The organism is Microcoleus sp. D2_18a_B4, from assembly GCF_036702475.1.
Classification (GTDB): Bacteria; Cyanobacteriota; Cyanobacteriia; order Cyanobacteriales; family Microcoleaceae; genus Microcoleus.
This window is the reverse complement of the sequence record NZ_JAUBTL010000003.1, coordinates 177,850-200,496: the sequence shown is the minus strand read 5'-3', so window position 1 is coordinate 200,496 and position 22,647 is coordinate 177,850. Positions and strand designations below refer to the sequence as shown.

The window sequence follows — 22,647 nt, the reverse complement described above, 5'->3', positions numbered from 1 at the left end:
CTAAAATCTAAAATCTAAAATCCAATGTGCTATTGCTTAAACCCAACTTGTCAGAATCCGAAAAACCCAGGGGATGCAGAATTGTGCCAAAGTTGTGGCTCCAAATTGTTGTTAACTCTTGACGCAGAAACGCCATCAGCATCTCGCTACCGAACCATAAAGCCGATCGGGCAAGGAGGCTTTGGCCGAACATTTCTAGCAGTTGATGAAACCAAACCCCTGATTTTTTCGCAGTGCGTAATCAAGCAATTTTTTCCGCAAAATACCGCAGCCGAAAAAGCCGCTCAACTATTTTACCAAGAAGCAGCCCAGCTAGAAACCTTGGGAAAACATCCGCAGATTCCCGAATTGATCGCGCATTTTGAACAAGACGGGAGACAGTATTTAGTACAAGAATTTATAGACGGCAAAAACCTAGCCAGAGAATTAGAACAAAAAGGAGCATTCACCGAAACTCAAATTCGGCAAATCCTCAACGATTTATTGCCAGTGCTCCACTTCGTCCACAAATCCAAAGTCATTCACCGCGATATCAAACCAGAAAATATTATTCGCCGCCGGCTAACTCCAACTCCTTTACCCGCCTTAGAAAATTCCTATCAACCCTCTCCTTTCCAAAAAGATATTGTTTTAGTAGACTTTGGTGCAGCTAAGAAAGTAACAGCAACCGGGTTGCCGCAAACAGGTACAATTATCGGCAGTGCTGCTTATACAGCCCCAGAACAATTGATGGGGAAAGCAGTTTTTGCCAGCGATATCTACAGTTTGGGCGTTACCTGCATTCACTTGCTGACTGAAATTCCTCCCTTCGATTTATTCGACAGTACAGAGGATTCTTGGGCTTGGCGAAATTATTTGAAGACTGCTGTTAGCGATGATTTCGGCCGCATCCTCGACACCATGCTTCAAAGTGCCACCAATCGGCGCTACAGTTCAGCATCAGCAGTCATCCGGCACTTGAACCCCAAACCGGTGTATTTAGACGCACAACCGGTGCTAGACGCGCCGGAAACGCCTGCAGAACGGGTGGTTACACCTGCGCCCGGTGTCTCGCTTTTCACTCGCCAACAGCAAGCCGAAATTCAGCAAGCTTTACAAGAGGATCTCGCCCCCTACAATGTTACAATCCAAGTCAGTCAAGCCAAGCAACAGCTCAATATCGTCATCAACAGAACCGAAGACAACCCCGTTTACTATCCGCACTTATCTCAAATAATTGCCACCCGACTCACCGATTTGCAGTTAAATAAAGTCGCAGCCGTGAAGCTGTTGGGAAGAGTCAACAATTCTCGCCGCCCGGAGTGGAAGCAAGTATTGCAAATCGATCCCAAGATTAAATTGAGAAACAAACTCGTGCGGCTGCAACACAATCAATTACTCAAGAAAATCGCCCCTGTTACTACCCAAGAATTTTGGCTGCCTAAGTTGAAAACTCAGGATTTTTGGATAGATGCGCTAATGTTTGCCTTAGTTTGGTTTATCTTTGGCTCTCAAATAGTAATTTTTAATTCGTGGTTTGCGCTAATAGTTACGTCGGGTTTTATGACGGTGAAGCATCAAGTTTCCCAACACAAAGAATTTGCCAATAAAAATTTATTTGCAAGTTTAGTAGTGCTGTTTTTGGTGACTGGGGGCATGGGTAATTCCAGGATTTTAAATACGGGAATATTTGGCATTCTTTTGGGTTGCTTAGTTGTGGCTTTGCCCCTGTTTTTTGTTAAGGAAAATTATCAGTAATCGTGAATAGCAATCCCCAAGACGGAACATCAGTTAAAAAATACGGCTTAGCCCTGCACACAGCTAGTCGCGAACTCGGTTTAGCCATCAGCAATTTTGCCGGGGATTCTCGCTGCCAAACTTGGAATTTGGATCGCGATTTAGCCACTCATTTGCATCAGTATTTAGTCGAGTTTATTGGGCCGCAAACTTGGGCGGATTTGGCTTTTATTGCAGTGGCGAAGGGGCCCGGAGGTTTCACGGGGACTCGCATGGGTATGGTGACGGCGCGGACTTTGGCTCAACAGTTGGATATTCCGGTTTTTGCGGTTTCAACTTTGGCGGCTGTGGCTTGGGCGGAACCCCCCCAACCCCCCCTTGCTAAGGGGGGGCTTTTGAGTGCAGAACCTCCCGTTGCTAAGGCGGGGCTTTTGAATACGGAACCCCCCCGCGATTTTGTAGGGGCGGTGCCCCCGTGCCCGCCCCCACCCACAGATGATTTCCTGGGCATTTCAGGCATCGGGGCAACCACGGGGGGTTTGCCCCTACAAGAAAATGAAACCGCCGTGCCCCAACCAGGGCGGGCACGGGGGCACCGCCCCTACAAGGAGGGGCTTTTGAGACAGGATATCGCGCTGCAAATGCCTGCACAGCGGGGACAATTGTTTGGGGCGGTTTATTCAGTTAACAAAGATTCAGGTTTAACTGAGTTGTTTACTGAGACGGTGATGACTCCTGAATCTTGGCAGGAAAAGCTGGATAATTGGGGGAATTCTTATCAGTTAATTGAAGTTGGCAGCGAGTTGGGTTCGTCGGTTTCTAGTGTGTTGGAATTGGCTTATTTGGAGTGGCAAATGGGAAGTCGTCCTGATTGGTCGGATGCTTTGCCTTTTTACGGGCAACATCCGGTTAAGGGACACTGAATATTGGGAATAGGGCATGGGGAATAGGGAATTGGGCATTATTTCGTTTCAGTTAAACTCACATATTGCACCCTTCTCAAGAACAGGCAAGATGCCTGTTCCACAAGAGAATCTACTCTTTGTGGAACAGGCATCTTGCCTGTTCCTAAAAGGCTAATTGAGAATGGTGCAAGATATAAGTTAAATCAACTTGTAGAGTGCGTTTTTTTTCCGACAATGCCCGATGGCCGATGCCAGTAAATGATTTATAAGCAATTAAGCAGACTTGATATCGTTGTTTATTTAAGGGCAATACAAAGTTCGAGGCAAAAAGTTAATGTTAGCGGGTCTGGGTTTTCGGTTCGCAATCGATCGATCTCAGCTCGATCGCAGCCGCGAGATTCCATAAAATCGAGCATCCAGTTCGTTATGGTAGCGAGATCGATGTATTTTGCTCCGAGACAAACAGGGCAAATTTCTGGGCTGAGGGTACCGGTGCCGCCGCATTCGGGGCAATCCCAGTGGGTTGTTACGGGATCGGGGGTAGTTAGGATGTTGTTCATGCTGGGAAAAAGTACGCGCGGCGTAGCTATGCGGCAGGGAATCGCACTACTCGTTCACTCTAGCAAATATGCCGATCGCCCTTACTTCTTCCTGCCTTTACACTAAGCGAGCTAGTGAGTAAAATTGACAAAAATACAAAAAGGGTGGTTATGTTCGATCGCACTCAATGGTTTTTGGCTGGTATGTCGATCGCACTTTCGGTTCAGTTAAGTCAGCCAGTTGCAGCAACCGTGTCTGTTGGTAAAGTCGTACAAACAGCACAAACTAACAGTAGCGACACTGCTGAAAAAGCTTTAGAAGAAGGAGTACAACTTTACGAGCAAGGAACGGCCCAAGCAAAAAGAGGTGCGATCGCCAAGTTGGAACAAGCATTAAAGCTGTATCGAGAAGCGGGCGACAATAGAGGGCAAACAGTTAGCCTCCTTGGTCTTGGCAGTGTTTACTCAGCATTGGGAGAACAACAGAAAGCGCTAGAGTATTACAGCCAGTCGCTTCCCCTGAGTCGAGAAACAGGCGATCGCTTCCTTGAAGCTACTATCCTCAACAACCTCGGCAATGCCTACTCAGACTTGGGAGAGAAACAGAAAGCATTAGAGTATTTGAGCCAATCCCTTCCTCTCAGACGGGCAGTAGGTGATCGCCGTGGGGAAGCTGTCACCCTCAGCAACATCGGCAGAGTCTACGATGATTTGGGAGAAAAACACAAAGCGCTAGAGTATTACAGCCAATCGCTTCCCCTATTGCGGGCAGTAGGCTATCGCAGCGGGGAAGCTACAGCCCTCAGCAACATCGGCAGAGTCTACGATGATTTGGGAGAAAAACAGAAGGCGCTAGAGTATTACAGCCAGTCGCTTCCCCTGAGTCGAGAAACAGGCGATCGTGGTGGGGAAGCTGTCACCCTCAACAACATCGGCGTTGTCTACTCAGATTTGGGAGAAAAACAGAAGGCGCTAGAGTATTACAGCCAGTCGCTTCCCCTGAGACGGGCAGTAGGTGATCGCGGTGGGGAAGCTACCACCCTCAACAACATCGGCGCTGTCTACTCAGATTTGGGAGAAAAACAGAAGGCGCTAGAGTATTACAGCCAGTCGCTTCCCCTGAGCCGGGCAGTCGGCGATCGCGACCGGGAAGCTACCACCCTCAATAACATCGCCGGTGTCTACTCAGATTTGGGAGAGAACCAAAAAGCGCTAGAGTCTCTTGACCAGTCGCTTCCCCTTTTTCGAGCAGTAGGCAATCGTGGCAGGGAAGCTCTCACCCTCAACAACATCGGCAGTGTCTACTCAAAATTGGGAGAACAACTCAAAGCCTTAGAGTATTACAGCCAGTCGCTTCCCCTATTGCGGGCAGTCGGCGATCGCAGGGGGGAAGCTACCACCCTCAACAACATCGGTTTAGTCTACTATGACTTGGGAGAACAACAGAAAGCGCTAGAGTATTACAGCCAGTCCCTCCCCCTGATTCGGGCAGTAGGCGATCCCAGTGGGGAAGCTCGCAGCCTTAACAACATCGGCGGAGTCTACTCACAATTGGGAGAACAACAGAAAGCGCTAGAGTATTACAGCCAGTCCCTGCCCCTGATTCGGGCAGTAGGTGATCGCGCTCTTGAAGCTACCATCTTTTCCAACATAGCTTATGCCAAACGCGACCAAAACAATCTTACCGAAGCCCTCAACGACATTGAATCCTCTATCAAAATCATCGAAAACCTCCGCACCAAAATTGCCAGCCCAGAACTCCGCAGCTCATACTTTGCCACAGTCCAGGACTACTACGAATTCTACATCGATTTGTTAATGCAACTGCATAAAACTAATCCTAAATCCGGTTACGATACAAAAGCCTTAGAAGCCAGCGAACGTTCTCGCGCCCGCAGCCTCCTCGAACTTCTCCAAGAAAGTAACGCCAACATTCGCGAAGGTATTCCCCCCAATTTACTGCAACAAGAAAAGAGCCTGCAACAGCAACTCGATGCCATTGAAAAGCAGCGCATCGAAACAATCAGCACCCCCAATCCCAACGCAACTAAAATCGCTGAAATCGACAAACAACGCCTCGCACTTTTGCAACAATATCAGGAACTTCAAACCAAGATTCGTACCGCCAGCCCCCGCTACGCTGCCCTCACCCAACCCCAACCTTTAACACTCCCAGAAATTCAGAAACAGATTCTCGATGAAAACACGATTTTATTGCAATATTCCCTCGGCACAAACCGCAGTTATTTGTGGGTCGTGACATCAACAGGAGTAACCAGCTATGAATTACCAAAACGCGCAGACATTGAAACAGCAGCTAAGGACTTCCTAGAGGCAATAACTAGCCCAATCCAGAGAGAAATTCCCCAACAAGTTGCCCAAGCAAGTGCAAATCTGGGTCAAGTAATTTTACAACCCGCAGCAGCCCAATTAGGCAATAAACGCTTATTAATTGTTCCCGACGGCGTGCTGCACTATACCCCTTTTCAAGCTTTAACTCTTGACAAAACCGCTGGACAAAACACCAATGTTCCCTTAATTGCCGAACATGAAATTATCACTCTGCCTTCTGCATCAACTCTCGCCATTCTCAGGCAAAATTACGGAGATAGAAAACCACCAAGCCAAACTTTAGCCATTTTAGCCGATCCGGTTTTCAGTCCAGACGATGAAAGAATTAAAGGAAAAATCACCCAAGCAACAACAGAAAAATTAGAAGCAAATAACCTCGGTTTAAATCGCTCGCTTCGTGCTTCTAATCGGCAATGGCCGCCAGAACGCCTCCCATTTAGCCGCCAAGAAGCCCAAACAATATCCAGCTTATTCCCCTCAGCTTCTATCCGTCAAAAGATTGATTTTGATGCCAATCGCACTAATGCTACCGACGGCAGTTTAGCTAATTATCAAATCGTTCACTTTGCCACCCACGGCCTTGCTAACAGCAAAAATCCCGAACTGTCAGGAATTGTGATGTCTACCGTAGATGACAAGGGCAATCTTGTCAATGGTTTTTTGCGCCTCACGGATATTTTCAACTTGAAACTGTCAGCAAGTTTAGTGGTTTTAAGTGCTTGTCAGACGGGAAAGGGACAGAATATTAAAGGCGAAGGAATGGTGGGATTGACGAGGGGTTTTATGTATGCGGGGGCGCAGCGGGTGGCGGTGAGTTTGTGGAGTGTGGATGATGAAGGAACTGCTGTGTTAATGCAAAAGTTTTATCAAAAAATGCTGCAACAAAAGTTAGCGCCGGCGGCAGCTTTGAGGGCGGCGCAGATGGAAATGATGCAGGAGGAAAAATGGCGATCGCCTTATTATTGGGCGGCTTTTACCTTGCAAGGGGAATGGAAATGATATAGCGGACATAATATCACTTCTTCCTGCCTTTACACTAAGCGGGCTAGTGAGTAAGATTGACAAAAATACAAAAGGGGTGGCTATGTTCGATCGCACTCAATGGTTTTTGGCTGGTATGTCGATCGCACTTTCGATTCAGTTAAGTCAGCCAGTGGCAGCAGCCGTGCCAGTTGGTAAAGTCTTACAAACAGCACAAACTAACAGTAGCGAGGCTGCTACAAAAGCATTAAACGAAGGATTAGAACTCTCCAATCAAGGAACGGCGGAAGCTTTAAGAAGTGCGATCGTCAAGTTGGAAAAAGCATTAAAGCTGTATCGAGAAGCGGGCGATCGCCGTGGAGAAGCTACCACCCTCTACAACATCGGCAGTGTCTACTCAGAATTGGGAGAAAAACAGAAAGCGCTAGAGTATTACAGCCAGTCGCTTCCCCTTTTTCGGGCAGTAGGCCCTCGCCGTGGGGAAGCTCGCACACTCAACAACATCGGCAGTGTCTACTCAGCCTTGGGAGAAAAGCAGAAAGCGCTAGAGTATTACAGCCAGTCGCTTCCTCTGAGTCGAGCATTAGGCGATCGCCGTGAGGAAGCTGCCACCCTCACCAACATTGGCAGTGTCTACTCAGATTTGGGAGAAAAACAGAAAGCGCTAGAGTATTACAGCCAGTCGCTTCCCCTATTTCGGGCAGTAGGCGATCGCCGTGGGGAAGCTATTACCCTCACCAGTATCGGCTTAGTCTACTCTCAATTGGGAGAAAAACAGAAAGCGCTAGAGTATTACAGCCATTCCCTGCCCCTGAGACGGGCAGTAGGCGATCGCGCTGGGGAAGCTACCACCCTCAACAACATCGGCACTGTCTACGCACAATTGGGAGAAAAACAGAGAGCGCTAGAGTATTACAACCAGTCCCTGCCTCTAAGTCGGGCAGTAGGCGATCGCGGGGGGGAAGCTGCCACCATCAACAACATCGGCTTAGTCCACTCAGATTTGGGAGAAAAACAGAAGGCACTAGAGTATTACAGCCAGTCCCTTCCCCTATTTCGGGCCGTAGGCGATCGCGGCGGGGAAGCTACCACCCTCAGCAACATCGGCAGTATCTACTCAGATTTTGGAGAAAAGCAGAAAGCCCTAGAGTATTACAGCCAGTCCCTTCCCCTGAGTCGAGCATTAGGCGATCGCGGTGGGGAAGCTACCACCCTCAACAACATCGGCGGTATCTACTATGGTTTGGGAGAAAAACAGAAAGCGCTAGATTATTTCAGCCAGTCCCTGTCTCTAAATCGGGCAGTAGGCGATCGCACACAGGAAGCTGGCACCCTCAACAATATCGGTGGTGTCTACGATGATTTGGGAGAAAAACAGAAAGCGCTAGAGTATTACAGCCAGTCGCTTCCCCTGAGACGGGCAGTAGGAGATCGCAGCGGGGAAGCTACCACCCTCAACAACATCGGCAGTGTCTACGATGATTTGGGAGAAAAACAGAAAGCGCTAGAGTATTACAGCCAGTCCCTGCTCCTCTTGCGCGCAGTAGGCGATCGCGGCGGGGAAGCTACCACCCTCAACAATATCGGCACTGTCTACGCAAAATTGGGAGAAAAAAAGAAAGCCCTAGAGTATTACAGCCAGTCGCTTCCCCTGAGTCGGGCAGTAGGCGATCGCTCTGGGGAAGCTACCACCCTCACCAGCATCGGCGGTGTCTACGATGATTTAGGAGAAAAACAGAAAGCGCTAGAGTATTTGGGCCAATCGCTTACCCTGAGTCGGGCAATCGGCGATCGCAGCGGGGAAGCTGTCACCCTTTACAGCATGGCTTATGCCAAACGTGACCAAAACAATCTTACCGAAGCCCTCAACGACATTGAATCCTCTCTCAAAATAATCGAAAACCTCCGCACCAAAATTGCCAGCCCAGAACTTCGCCGCTCATACTTTGCGACAGTCCAGGACTACTACGAATTCTACATCAATTTGTTAATGCAACTGCATAAAACTAATCCTAAATCCGGTTACGATACAAAAGCATTAGAAGCCAGCGAACGTTCTCGCGCCCGTAGCCTCCTCGAACTCCTCCAAGAAAGTAACGCCAACATTCGCGAAGGCATTTCCCCCGATTTACTGCAACAAGAAAACAGCTTGCAACAGCAACTCGAAGCCATTGAAAAGCAGCGAATCGAAGCAATCAGCAGCCCCAACCCCAATCAAACTAAAGTCGATGAAATCGACAAACAGCGCCTCGCACTTTTGCAACAATATCAGCAACTTCAAACTAAGATTCGTACCGCCAGCCCCCGCTATGCTGCCCTCACCCAACCCCAACCTTTAACACTGCCAGAAATTCAGAAACAGATTCTCGATGACAACACGATTTTATTGCAGTATTCCCTCGGCAAAGACCGCAGTTATTTGTGGGTTGTGACATCAACAGGAGTAACCAGCTATGAATTACCAAAACAGGTTGACATTGAAACAGCAGCTAAGGACTTCCTAGAGGCAATAACTAGCCCAGTTTACAGAAATATTCCCCAAAAGGTTGCCCAAGCAAGTGCAAATCTGGGTCAAGTGATTTTACAACCCGCAGCAGCCCTATTAGGCAATAAACGCTTATTAATTGTTCCCGACGGCGTGCTGCACTATACTCCTTTTCAAGCTTTAACTCTTGCCAAAACCGCTGGAGAAAATACCAATGTTCCCTTAATTATCGAACATGAAATTATCACTCTGCCTTCTGCCTCAACTCTCGCCATTCTCCGGCAAAATTACGGAGATAGAAAACCACCAAGCCGAAATTTAGCAATTTTAGCCGATCCGGTTTTCAGTCCAGACGATGAAAGAATTAAAGGAAAAATCACCCAAGCAACAACAGAAAAATTAGAAGCAAATAACCTCGGTTTAAATCAATCGCTTCGTGCTTCTAATCGGCAATGGCCGCCCGAACGCCTACCATTTAGCCGCCAAGAAGCCCAAACAATATCCAGCTTATTCCCCTCAGATTCTATCCGTCAAAAGATTGATTTTGATGCCAATCGCACTACTGCTACTGACGGCAGTTTAGCTAATTATCAAATCGTTCACTTTGCCACCCACGGCATAGCCAACAGCAAAAATCCCGAACTGTCAGGAATTGTGATGTCTACCGTAGATGACAAGGGCAATCTTGTCAATGGTTTTTTGCGCCTCACGGATATTTTCAACTTGAAACTGTCAGCAAATTTAGTGGTTTTAAGTGCTTGTCAGACGGGAAAGGGACAGAATATTAAAGGCGAAGGAATGGTGGGATTGACGAGGGGTTTTATGTATGCGGGGGCGCAGCGGGTGGCGGTGAGTTTGTGGAATGTGGATGATGAAGGAACTGCTGTGTTAATGCAAAAGTTTTATCAAAAAATGGTGCAACAAAAGTTAGCGTCGGCGGCAGCTTTGAGGGCGGCGCAGATGGAAATGATGCAGCAGGAAAAATGGAAATCTCCTTATTATTGGGCTGCTTTTACCTTGCAAGGGGAGTGGAAATGATATACAGGACTTTTGCTGGTAAGTAAGTACATAACCCTTCTAGGGACAGGGCAATGCCGATTGGTGTCAACTTAACGTTAAATTGGTAGTCCGATAGTCCGATAGTCCGACAGTCCGACAGTCCGACAGGGAATGAATTCCCTGTCTAATAGCTAAAGTCCTCTGAAGAGGACTAATGAGTTTAAAAATTCGGCGTTGCTGAATACAGGTAGGAATTCAGATTTCCCAATTGCTATAAGACAAGTCGGGTGAGTTTTGCAACATCAAGCGAAAAGTTGATTCCTACCGTGAATCAGCAACGTCAAAAATTCTTCTTCTCAGTCCTCTTTGAGAGGACTTTCGCTATGAGACAGGGAATTCATTCCCTGGCGGACTACCGGGTGGGCGGGCTGACAGCTTAAGTTTACACCAATGGTCGAAGAGCCCGGAACGGGCAAGATGCCCGTTCCACAAAGAATGAGTTTTCTTGTGGGGTGGGCATCTTGCCCGCCCATAAAAGGGTTTATCGCCCGCTAGCTAAAGCCTCCCGCAATTTGCGGCCCCGCGATTTATCCCGAAGTTCGGGAGTCGCCATCCGCAACACAAAATCCAGCAACCAAGGCGCAATTCGGTGACACCAAACTGCTAGATGACTTTGCCATCCTACCAAGATTTCCGGCGCATCTTTGTGCAATCCCGCGACAAGTGCTAGGGCAACTTTTTCGGGAGTTGTGGGCACTACCCAGCGGAATTGCTCTAAGTCTCGCACCATGTCGGTATCTGTTAGGGATGGCAGCAAAGCTGTGACTCGAACATTGTACTGAGTTAACTCGCTGCGTAAAGCTTGGGTGAATCCCAAAATGGCAAATTTGGTAGCAGAATAAGTCGCCATTGTGGGAGCGGCAATTTTTCCCATTAAGCTCGAAACATTGACGATGGTTCCCTCTTTTTGAGTCGCCATTCGCCGAGCTATCAAGCGGGTAATTGTGTAGGTTCCGAGCAAATTTAAGGCGATTTCTTCCTCGATTAACGGCAGCGGGGAACGCAAGAATGATGCTTGGTGCGCGACGCCTGCACAGTTGACTAGCAGGTGAATCGGGCCGCAATCTCGCCAAGCTTGGGCGATCGCAATATTCACCGCTACTGACTGAGTTAAATCCAAAGCTAACGGCACTACTTCTGTGCCAAAAACATCGATTTCCTCTGCCAGTTCAATTAATTGCTTGCGGTTGCGCGCCACAATCAACAAGCGTTTGACTCCTTGTCTCGCTAATTCCAGGGCGATCGATCGCCCAATTCCGCGCGAAGCTCCTGTAACAAGAGCTGTTTTTCCTTGAAGTTGCATAGATTAAACCTTTTGGTAGATGCTCACCGCGGCACGGAGTTATCAGTTGTGAGTTGTGAATTATTAGTTATGAGTTGAATATTTTGGCGGTAACAACTCATAATTCATAATTTGGGGAAAGGCTATCTTGTTCCGATAGACCTCATTTACTTGTGGGGTTAACTCAAAACCAAAAACTGTTGAATCGCTAACGTGCGCGTGAGTTGAACTAAACTTTGGGTTTGCCAGAAATCAGTCAATTATCTGGTCATTTAACCTCATTCAAGCAGACAAACCTGAGATGGGCAAACCTAGTCGAGAATCATGTCAAAGCGGGCTTTATTACCGCTTTTTCTTCAGTCTGCAGAGGCGGACTTTGCCTGTGTAGCCGCGAATTTATTCGCCGGGTATTGGTTTCCTTCAGTCTGCAGAGGCGGACTTTGCCTGTGTAGCTGCGAATAAACTGGCCGGGAATATTCGCCCGGATGGGTTATTCGCCAGGGCTTAATTACCCCTCTTTTTTTAGTCCGCAGAGGCAGACGATATCCTGTGCCGGCGCGACTTACAATCGCCGGGGATTCGTGCGAATTGGCACAGGATAATTGAGCAATGCAGATTATCAATTCCACACCTCCTAGATATGAGAATTTCCTATCTACACACACCTTAACAACTTGACAGAGAAGCGGCAACAATTTTTAATAAATCTTCCGCAACACTTCTTTACAATTTTCTCAGACTGCCGATTTCCAAGTGCCGTGAAAGCCCAAAGGTATGACACCAGGCAATTCTAGCTTGCAAATAGGTTCGCGGGAAAGTCCGTCGCTGTCAAATATCCAGACTTCGCTGCTATCAGAATTGCCGTCATAAATAACTGTTACTATCCAACCTTTCTCCGAGGAAATATCTGGAACGTAGATGGGCTCTGCGGGATAGCGATTTTCGCCACAGTCGGCAATTGTGAGATTGCGGCTTTGCGTGTCGAAACGGGCGATCGCACCATAACGTTCCGGTACAATATCAACGTCAGGCCGATACATTGCCAGATAAATATATCGTGCGTCTTGCCCTATTTCGGCAGCAGGTACAACCGGAAACTCACAAGGTTTATCCAACAATTCTTCTATTCCTGTCACTTTCGCCGTCAGAGGATTGAGATGCACTCGGCAAAGAGTACCCTCCGCATCGGTGCTAGTTTCACCAGTCGGTACTTCTTTCAGTCGCTGATTAGTTTGAAAGTCAGCGAAGCGCACAAAATCTACCGCCACCGAACCATCTTCCTTGACAAAACCGTTAGCAAAATGCCACTGATACCAAGGTTCGGTTTCGCCGCGACTAACTAAAGATAGAGTTTCCGAGTCAATAACTAATATCTGCGTTCCTAACTCCGGTTTCCATTCAAAAGAGTCGCCGAAACTGCTAATTCCAGCTAACACGGGCAAAAATTTTACTCGTACTGGCGGCACAAAAAATATTAGATACTTCCCAGCCAGAACAAAATCGTGAATCAGGGGAATTCCATCTAAAGCAACAGTTGCTTGTTGCACAATTTTGCCTGTAGGATCGCTTTTATACAGATTCAACTTTGTACTGGCACCCGGTGTAGTTCCAAAGTTAAAAATATTGCCAGTAATCGGGTCGCGCTTGCAGTGAGCGGAATAAGAAGATCCACTCTCTAAACTTCCTAAATCGTCCGTTCCGCGAGTTTCCAGAGTTTGCAAATCGAGGCTGTGAGGCAAGCCGCCTTCCCACAATGCCAAAAGGCGATCGGGCAAAGCTAAAACAGAAGTATTGGCAGCATTTTTAACAGTTTTAGTCCACCGCAACCACACAGGGCCCGGTGCTGTCATGCCATAATTACTGTAGAGAAATTTATCAGCTTTTTCTTCAGCTAGATATCCCGCTGTTTTCACGTAGCGATAAACAGCCGTAGCACCGACATCGGTAAAATGTACTGCCAAAATTGCACCGTCGCCATCAAACCAGTGTCCCGCAGCAACACCGCCACGTTCCAAACGTCCGGGCCCGTTGCGGTAAAGACTGCCGCGCAATCCTTCGGGAATTTTACCGCTTTTAACCGATAGCTGAGTCAGCGGAAACTCTGCAGCCGGACGCGCTAAAGATTTAGCCCAAGATTTTTTAGCGGAGATTTTAGTGTCGGTTTTCATTGTAAACTCGCAATTTTAAACTGATATGACAGAAATTTTGCTATACAATTATAGCAAAAATTACCTAACACCTATGACTCTCCGCCGCCGCGCTCTGCTCAGAAGTTTTGGGCTGACTGCTATTGGTACTCAGCTTTTGCCACTCGCCCAAACTAACCTATCTCCCAAAAGTGCGATCGAGCCGCGCCGCCTGCAAGTCGGCGATACTGTAGCTTTAATCAATCCTGCCGCTTTCAACTACGAAAAAGAAGTGCAGCCATTTTTTAAAGTTCTCGATAACCTGGGTTTAAAAGTTAAATTGGGAGAGCATTTTTACGATCGCTACGGCTATTTAGCAGGCAAGGATGCCGATCGCGCCGCCGATGTCAACGCAGCCTTTGCCGATGACTCAGTGCAAGCTATTTTTACCGGGATGGGCGGCTGGGGCTGTGCTCGGATATTGCCGATCCTGGATTACAATATTATCCGCAATAACCCCAAAATTATTATGGGATTCAGCGATATTACCGCGCTGTTATTGGCGATTTATGCTAAAACTAATATGGTTACTTTTCACGGCCCTTTAGGTGTGTCAACTTGGAGTCCATTCACAGTAAATTACGTCAAGAAAGTTTTGTTTGACGGAGGCTCTGTGACCATGCAAAACTCCCAAACCGTGCAAGTTCAAACAATCGGGGGCGGAACAGCTAGGGGAAAACTAATCGGTGGAAATTTATCAGTAATAGCAGCAATGGTGGGTTCTGCATATTTACCGCAGTGGGAAAATAGTATTTTGTTTGTTGAGGAAGTTGGCGAAGAAGTTTATCGCATCGATAGAATGTTGACGCAGCTTAAATTAGCGGGCATTCTTGATAAAATATCAGGTTTTATTTTCGGACAGTGTACCAAGTGCGAAGCTGAAAAACCCCAAGAGTCCCTAACCTTACCTCAAGTCTTGTCCGACCACATTCGCCCTTTGAAGATTCCCGCGTGGTACGGTTCAATGGTGGGACACATCCGGGAGCAGTTCACTTTGCCGATCGGTCAAGAAGTCGAAATCGACGCTGACTCTGGTACAATTAAATTGTTAGAATCCGCTGTCAGCTAAATCTTGAACTGTTCTGGATATTACCGAGGCAGAGCCTCTGGATCTGCTTTCCCAGGCAGAGCCCGGGAACGAGAAATAAATTTAAACACAAAATCAGAAATATCGTGAAAAAAGCTGAACAATTAATTAAACCCTTAACAGTAATAATCTTGACAATTCTTTGCCTGTTGCCACTCAATGCCTGTGCAGCAGCAAGTAAAACCGCCAACAGCGACTCCATTTATCAGCAGCGAACAGTCCACAATCCCGACGGAATCGGCAAATTTTACATGGGTCGAGAAATTGCCCAAGTCATGGGATATCAAGGCGCTAGTTGGCTAGAAAGACCGTCTCGCGGCATGGAAGAAAAATCAGCTCGATTAGTCAATAATCTCGATTTAAAACCAACCGATATTGTAGCCGACATTGGAGCAGGAACAGGATATTTTAGCTTTCGCATCGCTCCCTTAGTTCCAGAAGGAAAGGTTTTAGCAGTTGACGTGCAGCCGGAAATGATTAATTTTCTAGAATTGAATAAACAAGAAAAAAATATCGCTAACGTTGAGCCAGTTTTGGGAAGTATCGACAATCCGAATTTACCGGAAAACAGCGTAGATTTAGTTTTGATGGTCGATGCTTATCACGAATTTGCATATCCCAGAGAAATGATGCAAGGAATTGTGAAAGCACTCAAACCGGGAGGCCGCACGGTATCGATCGAGTATCGGGGCGAAAACCCGCTGATTCCCATTAAAGGTTTGCACAAAATGACGCAGAAGCAGGTGAAAAAAGAAATGGCCGCCGTAGGTTTAGTATGGAAAGAGACAAAAGATATCTTGCCCCAGCAGCATTTGATGGTGTTTGAGAAAAAATCTCAAATTTAGCCGGGAAACAGAGCGATTCTTTACCATTTTTACTCATTTTTGTCAAGGTACAAAAGACGTATTTTTGAGGCGCGCGGGCGATCGGTCAAACATACTAAGCCTTAAGTAACCCTTAAGAGAGACATTTTACTAAAAATACCATTTACAATTAAAAATTGATAACCCAGAGGCGCTTCCTTCATTTTTCAAGCGAAGAAGTGTCGCTATTAAGAAGTACCAGCGTGAACATTCCAAGTTCCATCCTCACCATGCTCGCCGGCATCGGAGTGACTCTGATCAGTCTCTGGTACGGGCAGAATCACGGTTTGATGCCGATCGCCGCCTCTGACGAAGCATCCCAGATAGACGGACTATTCAATACAATGATGACCATTTCCACTGGACTATTTATCATGGTCCAGGGAATTCTCATCGTTGCTGCAATTAAATATCGCCGCCGTCAAGGAGACAACACAGACGGGCCGCCTTGGCATGACAACTTTCCCTTAGAAATTCTTTGGACAGCCGTGCCGGCGGTGATTATTTTAGGAATCGGAGTCTACAGTTTTGAGATTTACAACTCAATGGGAGGCCTCGATCCGATGGGCAATCACGACCACGGCACGATGCAAGCGCACTCTAAAATGCGGGGAAGTGCGATCGCAGCCACACTCTCAGATACACCCCAAAACGCCCCTCAAATTCCGTCTAGAAAACTTGTTGCTTTAGGCGTAGGCGCTTCCCCAGAAAATGAAGACAAACCAGCAGACTTAGTTGTAAATGTCACAGGTTTGCAGTACGCCTGGATTTTTAGCTATCCAGAAAGCGGCGTTAGTTCTGGCGAACTGCATATGCCACTAAACCGCGACGTACAGCTAAATATCTCTGCTCAAGACGTGCTGCACGCATTTTGGCTGCCAGAATTTCGCCTCAAACAAGATGCAATTCCTGGGCGGCCGAGCGAACTGAGATTTACACCAACTAAAACCGGCGAATACCGGGTTGTTTGTGCTGAATTGTGCGGCGCTTATCACGGAGCGATGAAAGCTGTAGCAGTCGTTCACACGCCCGAAGAATTCGACGGTTGGCTGCAAAGCCAGCAAGTTGCTAGCAGTCAAAACTTAGAGCAAGCAGTTGCAGTCAATCCTGGGGAATTGTCAGACGGAGAATTTTTGGCTCCCTACGTCAGGGAAATAAAAATTAATTCCGAAACCCTAGAACAACTTCACCCAACTCATCACTAAAAATAGTCATTAGTTCCTGGCACTGGGTCTTCGATCCTTAGCTAATAACTAATGACTAATAACTAATGACTAATAACTATGACACAAGCACAGTTCCAAGAAAGTGCAAACACTGAGGCTCGCGGAACAGCGCCCGCCGATAGACATTGGCGCGACTACTTCACTTTTAATACCGACCACAAAGTCATCGGTATTCAATACCTAGTCACAACATTTATTTTCTATCTAATCGGCGGCGTGATGGCAACTTTGGTGCGAACAGAACTCGCCACCCCCGACTCCGATTTTGTCACCCCCGAACTCTACAACAGTTTATTTACGGTTCACGCGACGGTGATGATCTTCCTGTGGATCGTACCCGCCGGAGCCGGATTTGCTAACTTTTTGATCCCCTTAATGATCGGGGCCAAAGACATGGCATTTCCCCGGCTGAATGCCGTTGCCTTTTGGATGATTCCCGTAGGTGGCGTGTTGCTGTTGAGCAGTTTTTTGGTAGGAGCTCCACAGGCTGGTTGGACATCCTATCCGCCTTTGAGCTTAGTTACTGCTCAAGCGGGGGAAGAAATTTGGATTCTCAGCGTTTTGATTCTGGGAACTTCTTCGATTTTGGGGGCGGTGAATTTTGCCATTACCATCTTCACCATGCGCGTTCCGAGCATGGGTCTCAATGATATGCCCTTGTTTTGTTGGGCGATGATTGCGACTTCAGCGCTGACTTTGATTGCTACTCCAGTGTTAGCCGCAGCTTTGATTTTGCTGTCGTTTGACTTGTTAGCGGGGACGGCATTTTTTAACCCGACCGGCAACGGCGATCCCATCGTCTACCAGCATTTATTCTGGTTTTATTCGCACCCGGCAGTTTACATTATGATTATGCCCTTTTTTGGGGTGATTTCAGAAGTTTTGCCGGTGCATTCCCGCAAGCCAATTTTTGGTTATTTGGCGATCGCCTATTCCAGTCTCGCAATCAGCTTTTTAGGGTTGATCGTGTGGGCGCACCATATGTTTACCAGCGGCACCCCCGGCTGGCTGCGGATGTTTTTTATGATCACGACTATGATCATCGCCGTACCAACAGGGATTAAAATATTTAGCTGGTTGGCAACAATTTGGGGAGGCAAACTCCGGCTTGTCAGCGCGATGCTATTTGGGATGGGTTTTATCTCAACATTTGTCCTCGGCGGCATCACCGGGATCATGGTGGCTTCCGTACCTTTCGACATTCACGTTCACGACACTTATTTTGTCGTCGCTCACCTACACTACGTGCTATTTGGCGGCTCAGTGTTTGGAATTTACGCTGCTTTTTACCACTGGTTCCCCAAAATGACGGGGCGGATGATTAATGAATTTTGGGGTAGAGTTCACTTTGTTTTAACTTATGTTGGCTTTACTGTAACTTTCCTGCCGATGCACGCTTTAGGTATGCAAGGAATGCCTCGGCGGGTAGCAATGTACGACCCGAAATTTACCACAATTAATGTCATTTGTACTGTCGGTGCTTATATGCTGGCAGTGTCTACAATCCCGTTTATCATTAATGTGATTTGGAGCTGGAGGTACGGCCCGAAAGCAGGTGACAATCCTTGGCAAGCTTTGAGTTTGGAATGGATGACGACTTCGCCACCCCCGATCGAAAATTTTGAAGGAGTGCCGGTATTGGCAACGGGGCCTTACGATTACGGCATGGAAAAAATTCAGAATACAGGGGAACGTCTCAGACTTAAGTTGAGGGAAAATGCCACTCGCAACGCCCAGAAAACAGGTATTCCTGTTGCGGAGGCTCAAGCTTCAACTTTCTTTGGCGGTACTGCCACTTTGGTCGCTCCTGAATCAGAGATAGATGTTGATTCTCCTGCTGATGAAAGTCAAGATGGCGAATAGTTATTAGTCATCAGGCATTAGTCATTGGGCATTGTTGACGGTTGACGGTTGACTGTTGACTGTTAACTAATGACTAATGACTAATGCCAACTGACAACTGACAACTGACAACTGACAACTGACTTCTTCATTACCAATTTCTTATGCAAATTCCAGCGATCGATCCGACAAAAACAGCCCTAAATTACCACCACGAGGGCGAAGTAGAAGCACACGGTGTCGAGCATCCCGACCACCGAATGTTAGGTGTAATTGTGTTCCTGTGCGCTGAAGGCATGATATTTTTCGGTATGTTTGCCGCGTATTTGATTTATCGGGCGATGGCCCCCGTGTGGCCTCCTGAAGGTACGCCAGGGCGAGAGTTATTGCTGCCGGGAATCAATACGGTAATTCTGATTGCTAGCAGTTTTGTGATTCACAATGCTGATACTGCAATCAAAAAAAATGATGCCACCGGAATGCGGAATTGGTTGCTCGTAACTATTGCTATGGGTGCAGTTTTCTTGGCAGGTCAGGTTTACGAATACACTCATTTAGAGTTTGGCTTGACGACGAATTTGTATGCCAGTTGCTTTTACGTTTTGACTGCTTTTCACGGCTTGCACGTTACGTTTGGAGTGCTGCTGATGGCGGGGGTGGTGTGGCGATCGCGCGCGCAAGGCCATTATTCTAGCGAGCACCACTTTGGAATCGAAGCGACTGAGATTTACTGGCACTTTGTCGATGTGATTTGGATTGTTTTGTTTTTGCTGCTGTATATTTTGTGACGCCTAGGTTCTGCTTGGAGGCCCCCTTTTTTAGGGGGTTTTTTTTGTGCAGAAGTAGGCTCGACCTTCATTCACATGAATCAAAGCGGATCGCGCTATAGCGGTTCTCAAGCGTGGTGAGGTATGCCCTATGCCCTATGCCCTATGCCCTATGCCCCATGCCCCATGTTACTGAGAAAGGCTATAAACTAAAAGTAGCAATTCTCCTATCCAGCAGCATTGAGAAAATTATGCAGTGCGAATTGTGCGATCGACAAATGGAAGCATTAACCGCCCATCACCTCATCCCCAAACAAAACACCAAGCGGAAAAACGAAGATCCCAGCCCGACAATCGACATTTGCTCCGCCTGTCACCGCCAAATTCACTCTCTCTTTGACAACAAACACCTCGCCCAAGAGCTCAACACCCTGGAAAAGCTCAAAAATAACCCTGAACTCCAGAAATTTGTCTCTTGGATTAAGAAACAAAAAACCGACAAACGCATTCAAGTACGCGGCAAAAAAGCTCGATCGTAGGGTCAGAAATTAGGTATATATTCCTGGACGCAGTTACTGTCTGAGGTCCGGTTTCTTCATTAATTTTTCATTCCCTAACCCAAAATTTAACATATAAACCCGGTTTGTTTGCGTAAATCCTACTATCATAAAACTTCATTAAGATTGTAAGCATCAATAAACAATGGTAGTACCATATAGTCAAGAAAGTAAAATAAAAACTTGTTGCGCTAGTTAAAAAATGGAGAGTCGGGATGCAACTAGCAGAGAGGCACATCATTAAATCTACGGAACACCGTTTCGCCCAGATTGATGAATTAGCTTTTAAATCCAAGAATCTCTACAATGCCGCTAACTACGTCATTCGTCAGAGTTTTGTCTATGGATGGGGTTACATTAATTACAACGAGATGAACCGTTTAATGAAGTCTCATCAAGCCTACAAGGTTTTGCCAGCCAAGGTAAGTCAACAAATCTTGATGATATTGGACAAGAACTGGAAATCGTTTTTTGAAGCTGTCAAAGCTTACAAAGTTGATTCCTCTAAATTTACTGGTCGCCCGAAACTACCGAAGTACAAAGATAAAGTCAAGGGTCGAAATATTCTTGTCTATACGATTCAGGCGATTAGTAGCAAGGAATTGAAGAAAGGAGTTATTAAGCTTTCGGGTACAGAAATCTCAATAAAAACCCAAATAAAACCCGATCGAATTTGCCAAGTTAGGCTGGTTCCCAAATGTGATTCCTATGTAATTGAGGTAATTTATAATGAACCGGAGTCCACCGTCGAACAGATTCAAACAGAAGCAGTAGCTAGTATCGATTTGGGACTAAATAATTTAGTGGCGTTAACTTCAAATCAGTCGAGTTTTACCCCTCTCCTGATTAACGGGCGACCATTGAAATCGATCAATCAGTTCTACAACAAGCGTAAGGCAAAACTACAATCTCAATTGAAAGGAAGTAGCAAGACATCATCCCGTATTCAACGCCTAACTCGTTGTCGCAATCAAAAAGTAGATAATTACTTGCACTCCTCCAGCAGGCTTATAATTAATCTTCTCGTCGCACGAAAGATTGGGACGCTAATAATTGGAAAAAACCTACAATGGAAGAGCGAGATTAGCTTAGGGAAGCAAACCAATCAGAACTTCGTAAGTGTTCCTCATTCCCGATTAATTGAAATGTTGGAATACAAAGCTGAATTGGTTGGGATAAGGGTGATTGTGCAAGAAGAATCCTATACTTCTAAATCGAACTTTCTAGCTTTAGACCCAATCCCTGTTTATGGGAAGACTGGCGCTAATGATGTCGAATTTAGTGGCAAGCGAATTAAGAGAGGATTGTACAAAACATCGGTCGGTCAATTAATCAATGCGGATATTAACGGATCTTACAATATTTTGAGAAAAGCAATCCCAAATGCGTTTAGCAATGGGATAGGGAGCTGCGTAGTTCAGCCAAGGCGGGTCAATCCGCTCGAAGTGAAAGTGAAAGGGGAGGGACTTAATGCCTCCCATGTCATGTCATAAATGACTATACTTTTACCAGCTATAGTGATTTACTTATTCGTAACAAGCTGCCAACAATTATCATGAACCTCACCTCCCTCGAACTCGCAAAAGACCGAGCGCGCATCTTCAAAAACTACCTCCAAATGCAAATAGATGCCCAAGCTAACATCAACAAACTAGCTTTTTTAGACCGGGGCATTGAAAAATCCCCTTACCAACAAGAAATTAAAAACTATCCCGATTATCTCAAACAGAAACCCGACGGCTTAAAAGTAATTAGCTCTATTCCCGGCCCCAATAATCCCCTCAAACCTACCCCGTTTCCCAGCCTGGGAGAACTACCTCAAATTAACTCTCAAGCTTTAAATTTTTTGCACGCAGATATTAAGGAAGCCTGCGTTTGCATTGGTACTTTTGTAGACGGCAAAATTCAGGCGCAGTGGCTGGGAAAAAACGCACTTACCAAAGCTGAGCAGTGGAGTGCCACTAAAATTATCCCACTCCTTAATATCGTCAGTCAAGTAAATAGCAAATATCCCGACTGCGACATTGACAACTGCGTTGTTAGAGATGGCAACGGGCTAAGACACGATTTTTACTTTTACGATGTAGCAAAAGACATGATTAGCTATGCCTCAAATATAGGTAGTTCAAACTCCTTAGCTGCGATGTTCAAACGCTTCGATACTCGCATAGGATTAGAGCAATGGCTGAAGAGCGCTACTGGCAATAATGACCTAATTTTTCGCGGCGATTACGGCGAAAATCCTTATCACAACAACCCAAAAATCTTCGATCTCACCAAAAAACAAGTGCTGCTAAGTGCGGCATTAAACAGTACCAAACAAAGTAATACCGTATCTGCTTATGATTTGACCAGGCTAATTTCCATGTTAGGATGGCACTTCCACATCGAACAGCGATCGCGCATGAAAGCATCTCAGTGGAACAGCTTAGAAAGCATTGTCAGAGCAATGGGACATGACAGCGCTCGATATGTGGACGTAGCAATTAAAACTTTGGGGATGGATAGCCTTATCACTTCTCCAGTAATTATCTCAAAATTGGGTTACGGACTCAGCTCGATCAGGGGAACCCTAGAAACAGTTTATGTGGCTTTAGTGCGGTTTGTTGACGAGCGGCCGAAAGCGGCGGGAAAGCCGGCAAAACTCAGAACTTTAGCCATGAGTTTGCGGGCAGAAAAACCTGTAGGCGGTTCCAGCAGTGTCGATCGCCTAGCGATCGAACTCGACGCCAGATTTTGCGCCGAAGTCACGGAAATTCTCCGCCGGTTGTTTGCGGAAGAATTTTAAACGAGGGCGATC

15 protein-coding genes are annotated in these 22,647 nt (G+C 46.6%); 12 read left to right on the top strand and 3 right to left on the bottom strand.

Annotated features, from left to right (window positions below; translation table 11 throughout):
* The first annotated feature begins 24 nt into the window (after positions 1-24).
* Both QUB04_RS03320 and tsaB read left to right on the top strand, forming a co-directional pair.
* Entirely contained in the window at positions 25-1,737 is a 1,713-nt protein-coding gene (locus tag QUB04_RS03320; RefSeq protein WP_333280951.1) for a serine/threonine-protein kinase, read from the top strand.
* A 2-nt stretch (positions 1,738-1,739) separates the two neighbouring features.
* Complete coding sequence (tsaB, locus tag QUB04_RS03315) at positions 1,740-2,639, top strand: tRNA (adenosine(37)-N6)-threonylcarbamoyltransferase complex dimerization subunit type 1 TsaB (protein ID WP_333280948.1); 900 nt, start codon at positions 1,740-1,742, stop codon at positions 2,637-2,639.
* 278 nt (positions 2,640-2,917) lie between these two features.
* On the opposite strand, the gene QUB04_RS03310 is transcribed toward tsaB, so the two are convergent.
* A complete protein-coding gene (locus QUB04_RS03310; RefSeq protein ID WP_333280946.1) occupies positions 2,918-3,181 on the bottom strand; it encodes a hypothetical protein in 264 nt (87 codons plus the stop codon).
* A 150-nt stretch (positions 3,182-3,331) separates the two neighbouring features.
* On the opposite strand from QUB04_RS03310, the gene QUB04_RS03305 reads away from it, so the two are divergent.
* Entirely contained in the window at positions 3,332-6,511 is a 3,180-nt protein-coding gene (locus QUB04_RS03305) for a CHAT domain-containing tetratricopeptide repeat protein (RefSeq protein WP_333280942.1), read from the top strand.
* Positions 6,512-6,596: 85 nt separating this feature from the next.
* Positions 6,597-10,016 carry a CHAT domain-containing protein gene (locus QUB04_RS03300; protein ID WP_445301029.1) on the top strand — a complete coding sequence of 1,140 codons (3,420 nt, stop codon included), beginning with the start codon at positions 6,597-6,599 and terminating at the stop codon, positions 10,014-10,016.
* Between the two features lie 502 nt (positions 10,017-10,518).
* Here QUB04_RS03300 and QUB04_RS03295 read toward each other — a convergent pair.
* Complete coding sequence (locus QUB04_RS03295) at positions 10,519-11,340, bottom strand: SDR family NAD(P)-dependent oxidoreductase (RefSeq protein ID WP_333280936.1); 822 nt, start codon at positions 11,338-11,340, stop codon at positions 10,519-10,521.
* Between the two features lie 713 nt (positions 11,341-12,053).
* On the bottom strand, positions 12,054-13,487 hold the full coding sequence (locus tag QUB04_RS03290) for a carotenoid oxygenase family protein (RefSeq protein WP_333280933.1): 1,434 nt from the start codon (positions 13,485-13,487) through the stop codon (positions 12,054-12,056).
* Positions 13,488-13,560: 73 nt separating this feature from the next.
* Between QUB04_RS03290 and QUB04_RS03285 the strand changes: the two genes are divergently transcribed.
* From QUB04_RS03285 to QUB04_RS03250, 8 genes are all read left to right on the top strand, one after another.
* Complete coding sequence (locus QUB04_RS03285) at positions 13,561-14,574, top strand: LD-carboxypeptidase (RefSeq protein ID WP_333281028.1); 1,014 nt, start codon at positions 13,561-13,563, stop codon at positions 14,572-14,574.
* Between the two features lie 104 nt (positions 14,575-14,678).
* Positions 14,679-15,437 (top strand): class I SAM-dependent methyltransferase, encoded by a 759-nt coding sequence (locus QUB04_RS03280; RefSeq protein WP_333280929.1) that lies wholly within the window; start codon positions 14,679-14,681, stop codon positions 15,435-15,437.
* A gap of 221 nt (positions 15,438-15,658) precedes the next feature.
* Positions 15,659-16,660 (top strand): cytochrome c oxidase subunit II, encoded by a 1,002-nt coding sequence (locus QUB04_RS03275; protein ID WP_333280926.1) that lies wholly within the window; start codon positions 15,659-15,661, stop codon positions 16,658-16,660.
* Between the two features lie 78 nt (positions 16,661-16,738).
* On the top strand, positions 16,739-18,544 hold the full coding sequence (ctaD, locus tag QUB04_RS03270) for a cytochrome c oxidase subunit I (protein ID WP_333280923.1): 1,806 nt from the start codon (positions 16,739-16,741) through the stop codon (positions 18,542-18,544).
* A gap of 143 nt (positions 18,545-18,687) precedes the next feature.
* Positions 18,688-19,311 carry a heme-copper oxidase subunit III gene (locus tag QUB04_RS03265; RefSeq protein WP_333201321.1) on the top strand — a complete coding sequence of 208 codons (624 nt, stop codon included), beginning with the start codon at positions 18,688-18,690 and terminating at the stop codon, positions 19,309-19,311.
* 137 nt (positions 19,312-19,448) lie between these two features.
* On the top strand, positions 19,449-19,829 hold the full coding sequence (locus QUB04_RS03260) for an HNH endonuclease (protein ID WP_333280920.1): 381 nt from the start codon (positions 19,449-19,451) through the stop codon (positions 19,827-19,829).
* 233 nt (positions 19,830-20,062) lie between these two features.
* Positions 20,063-21,340: a transposase gene (locus tag QUB04_RS03255; protein ID WP_333280916.1), complete on the top strand. Its 1,278-nt coding sequence runs from the start codon at positions 20,063-20,065 to the stop codon at positions 21,338-21,340.
* A gap of 62 nt (positions 21,341-21,402) precedes the next feature.
* Positions 21,403-22,635, top strand: coding sequence for a hypothetical protein (locus QUB04_RS03250; protein WP_333280913.1), 1,233 nt, complete (start codon positions 21,403-21,405; stop codon positions 22,633-22,635).
* Positions 22,636-22,647: the final 12 nt, after the last annotated feature.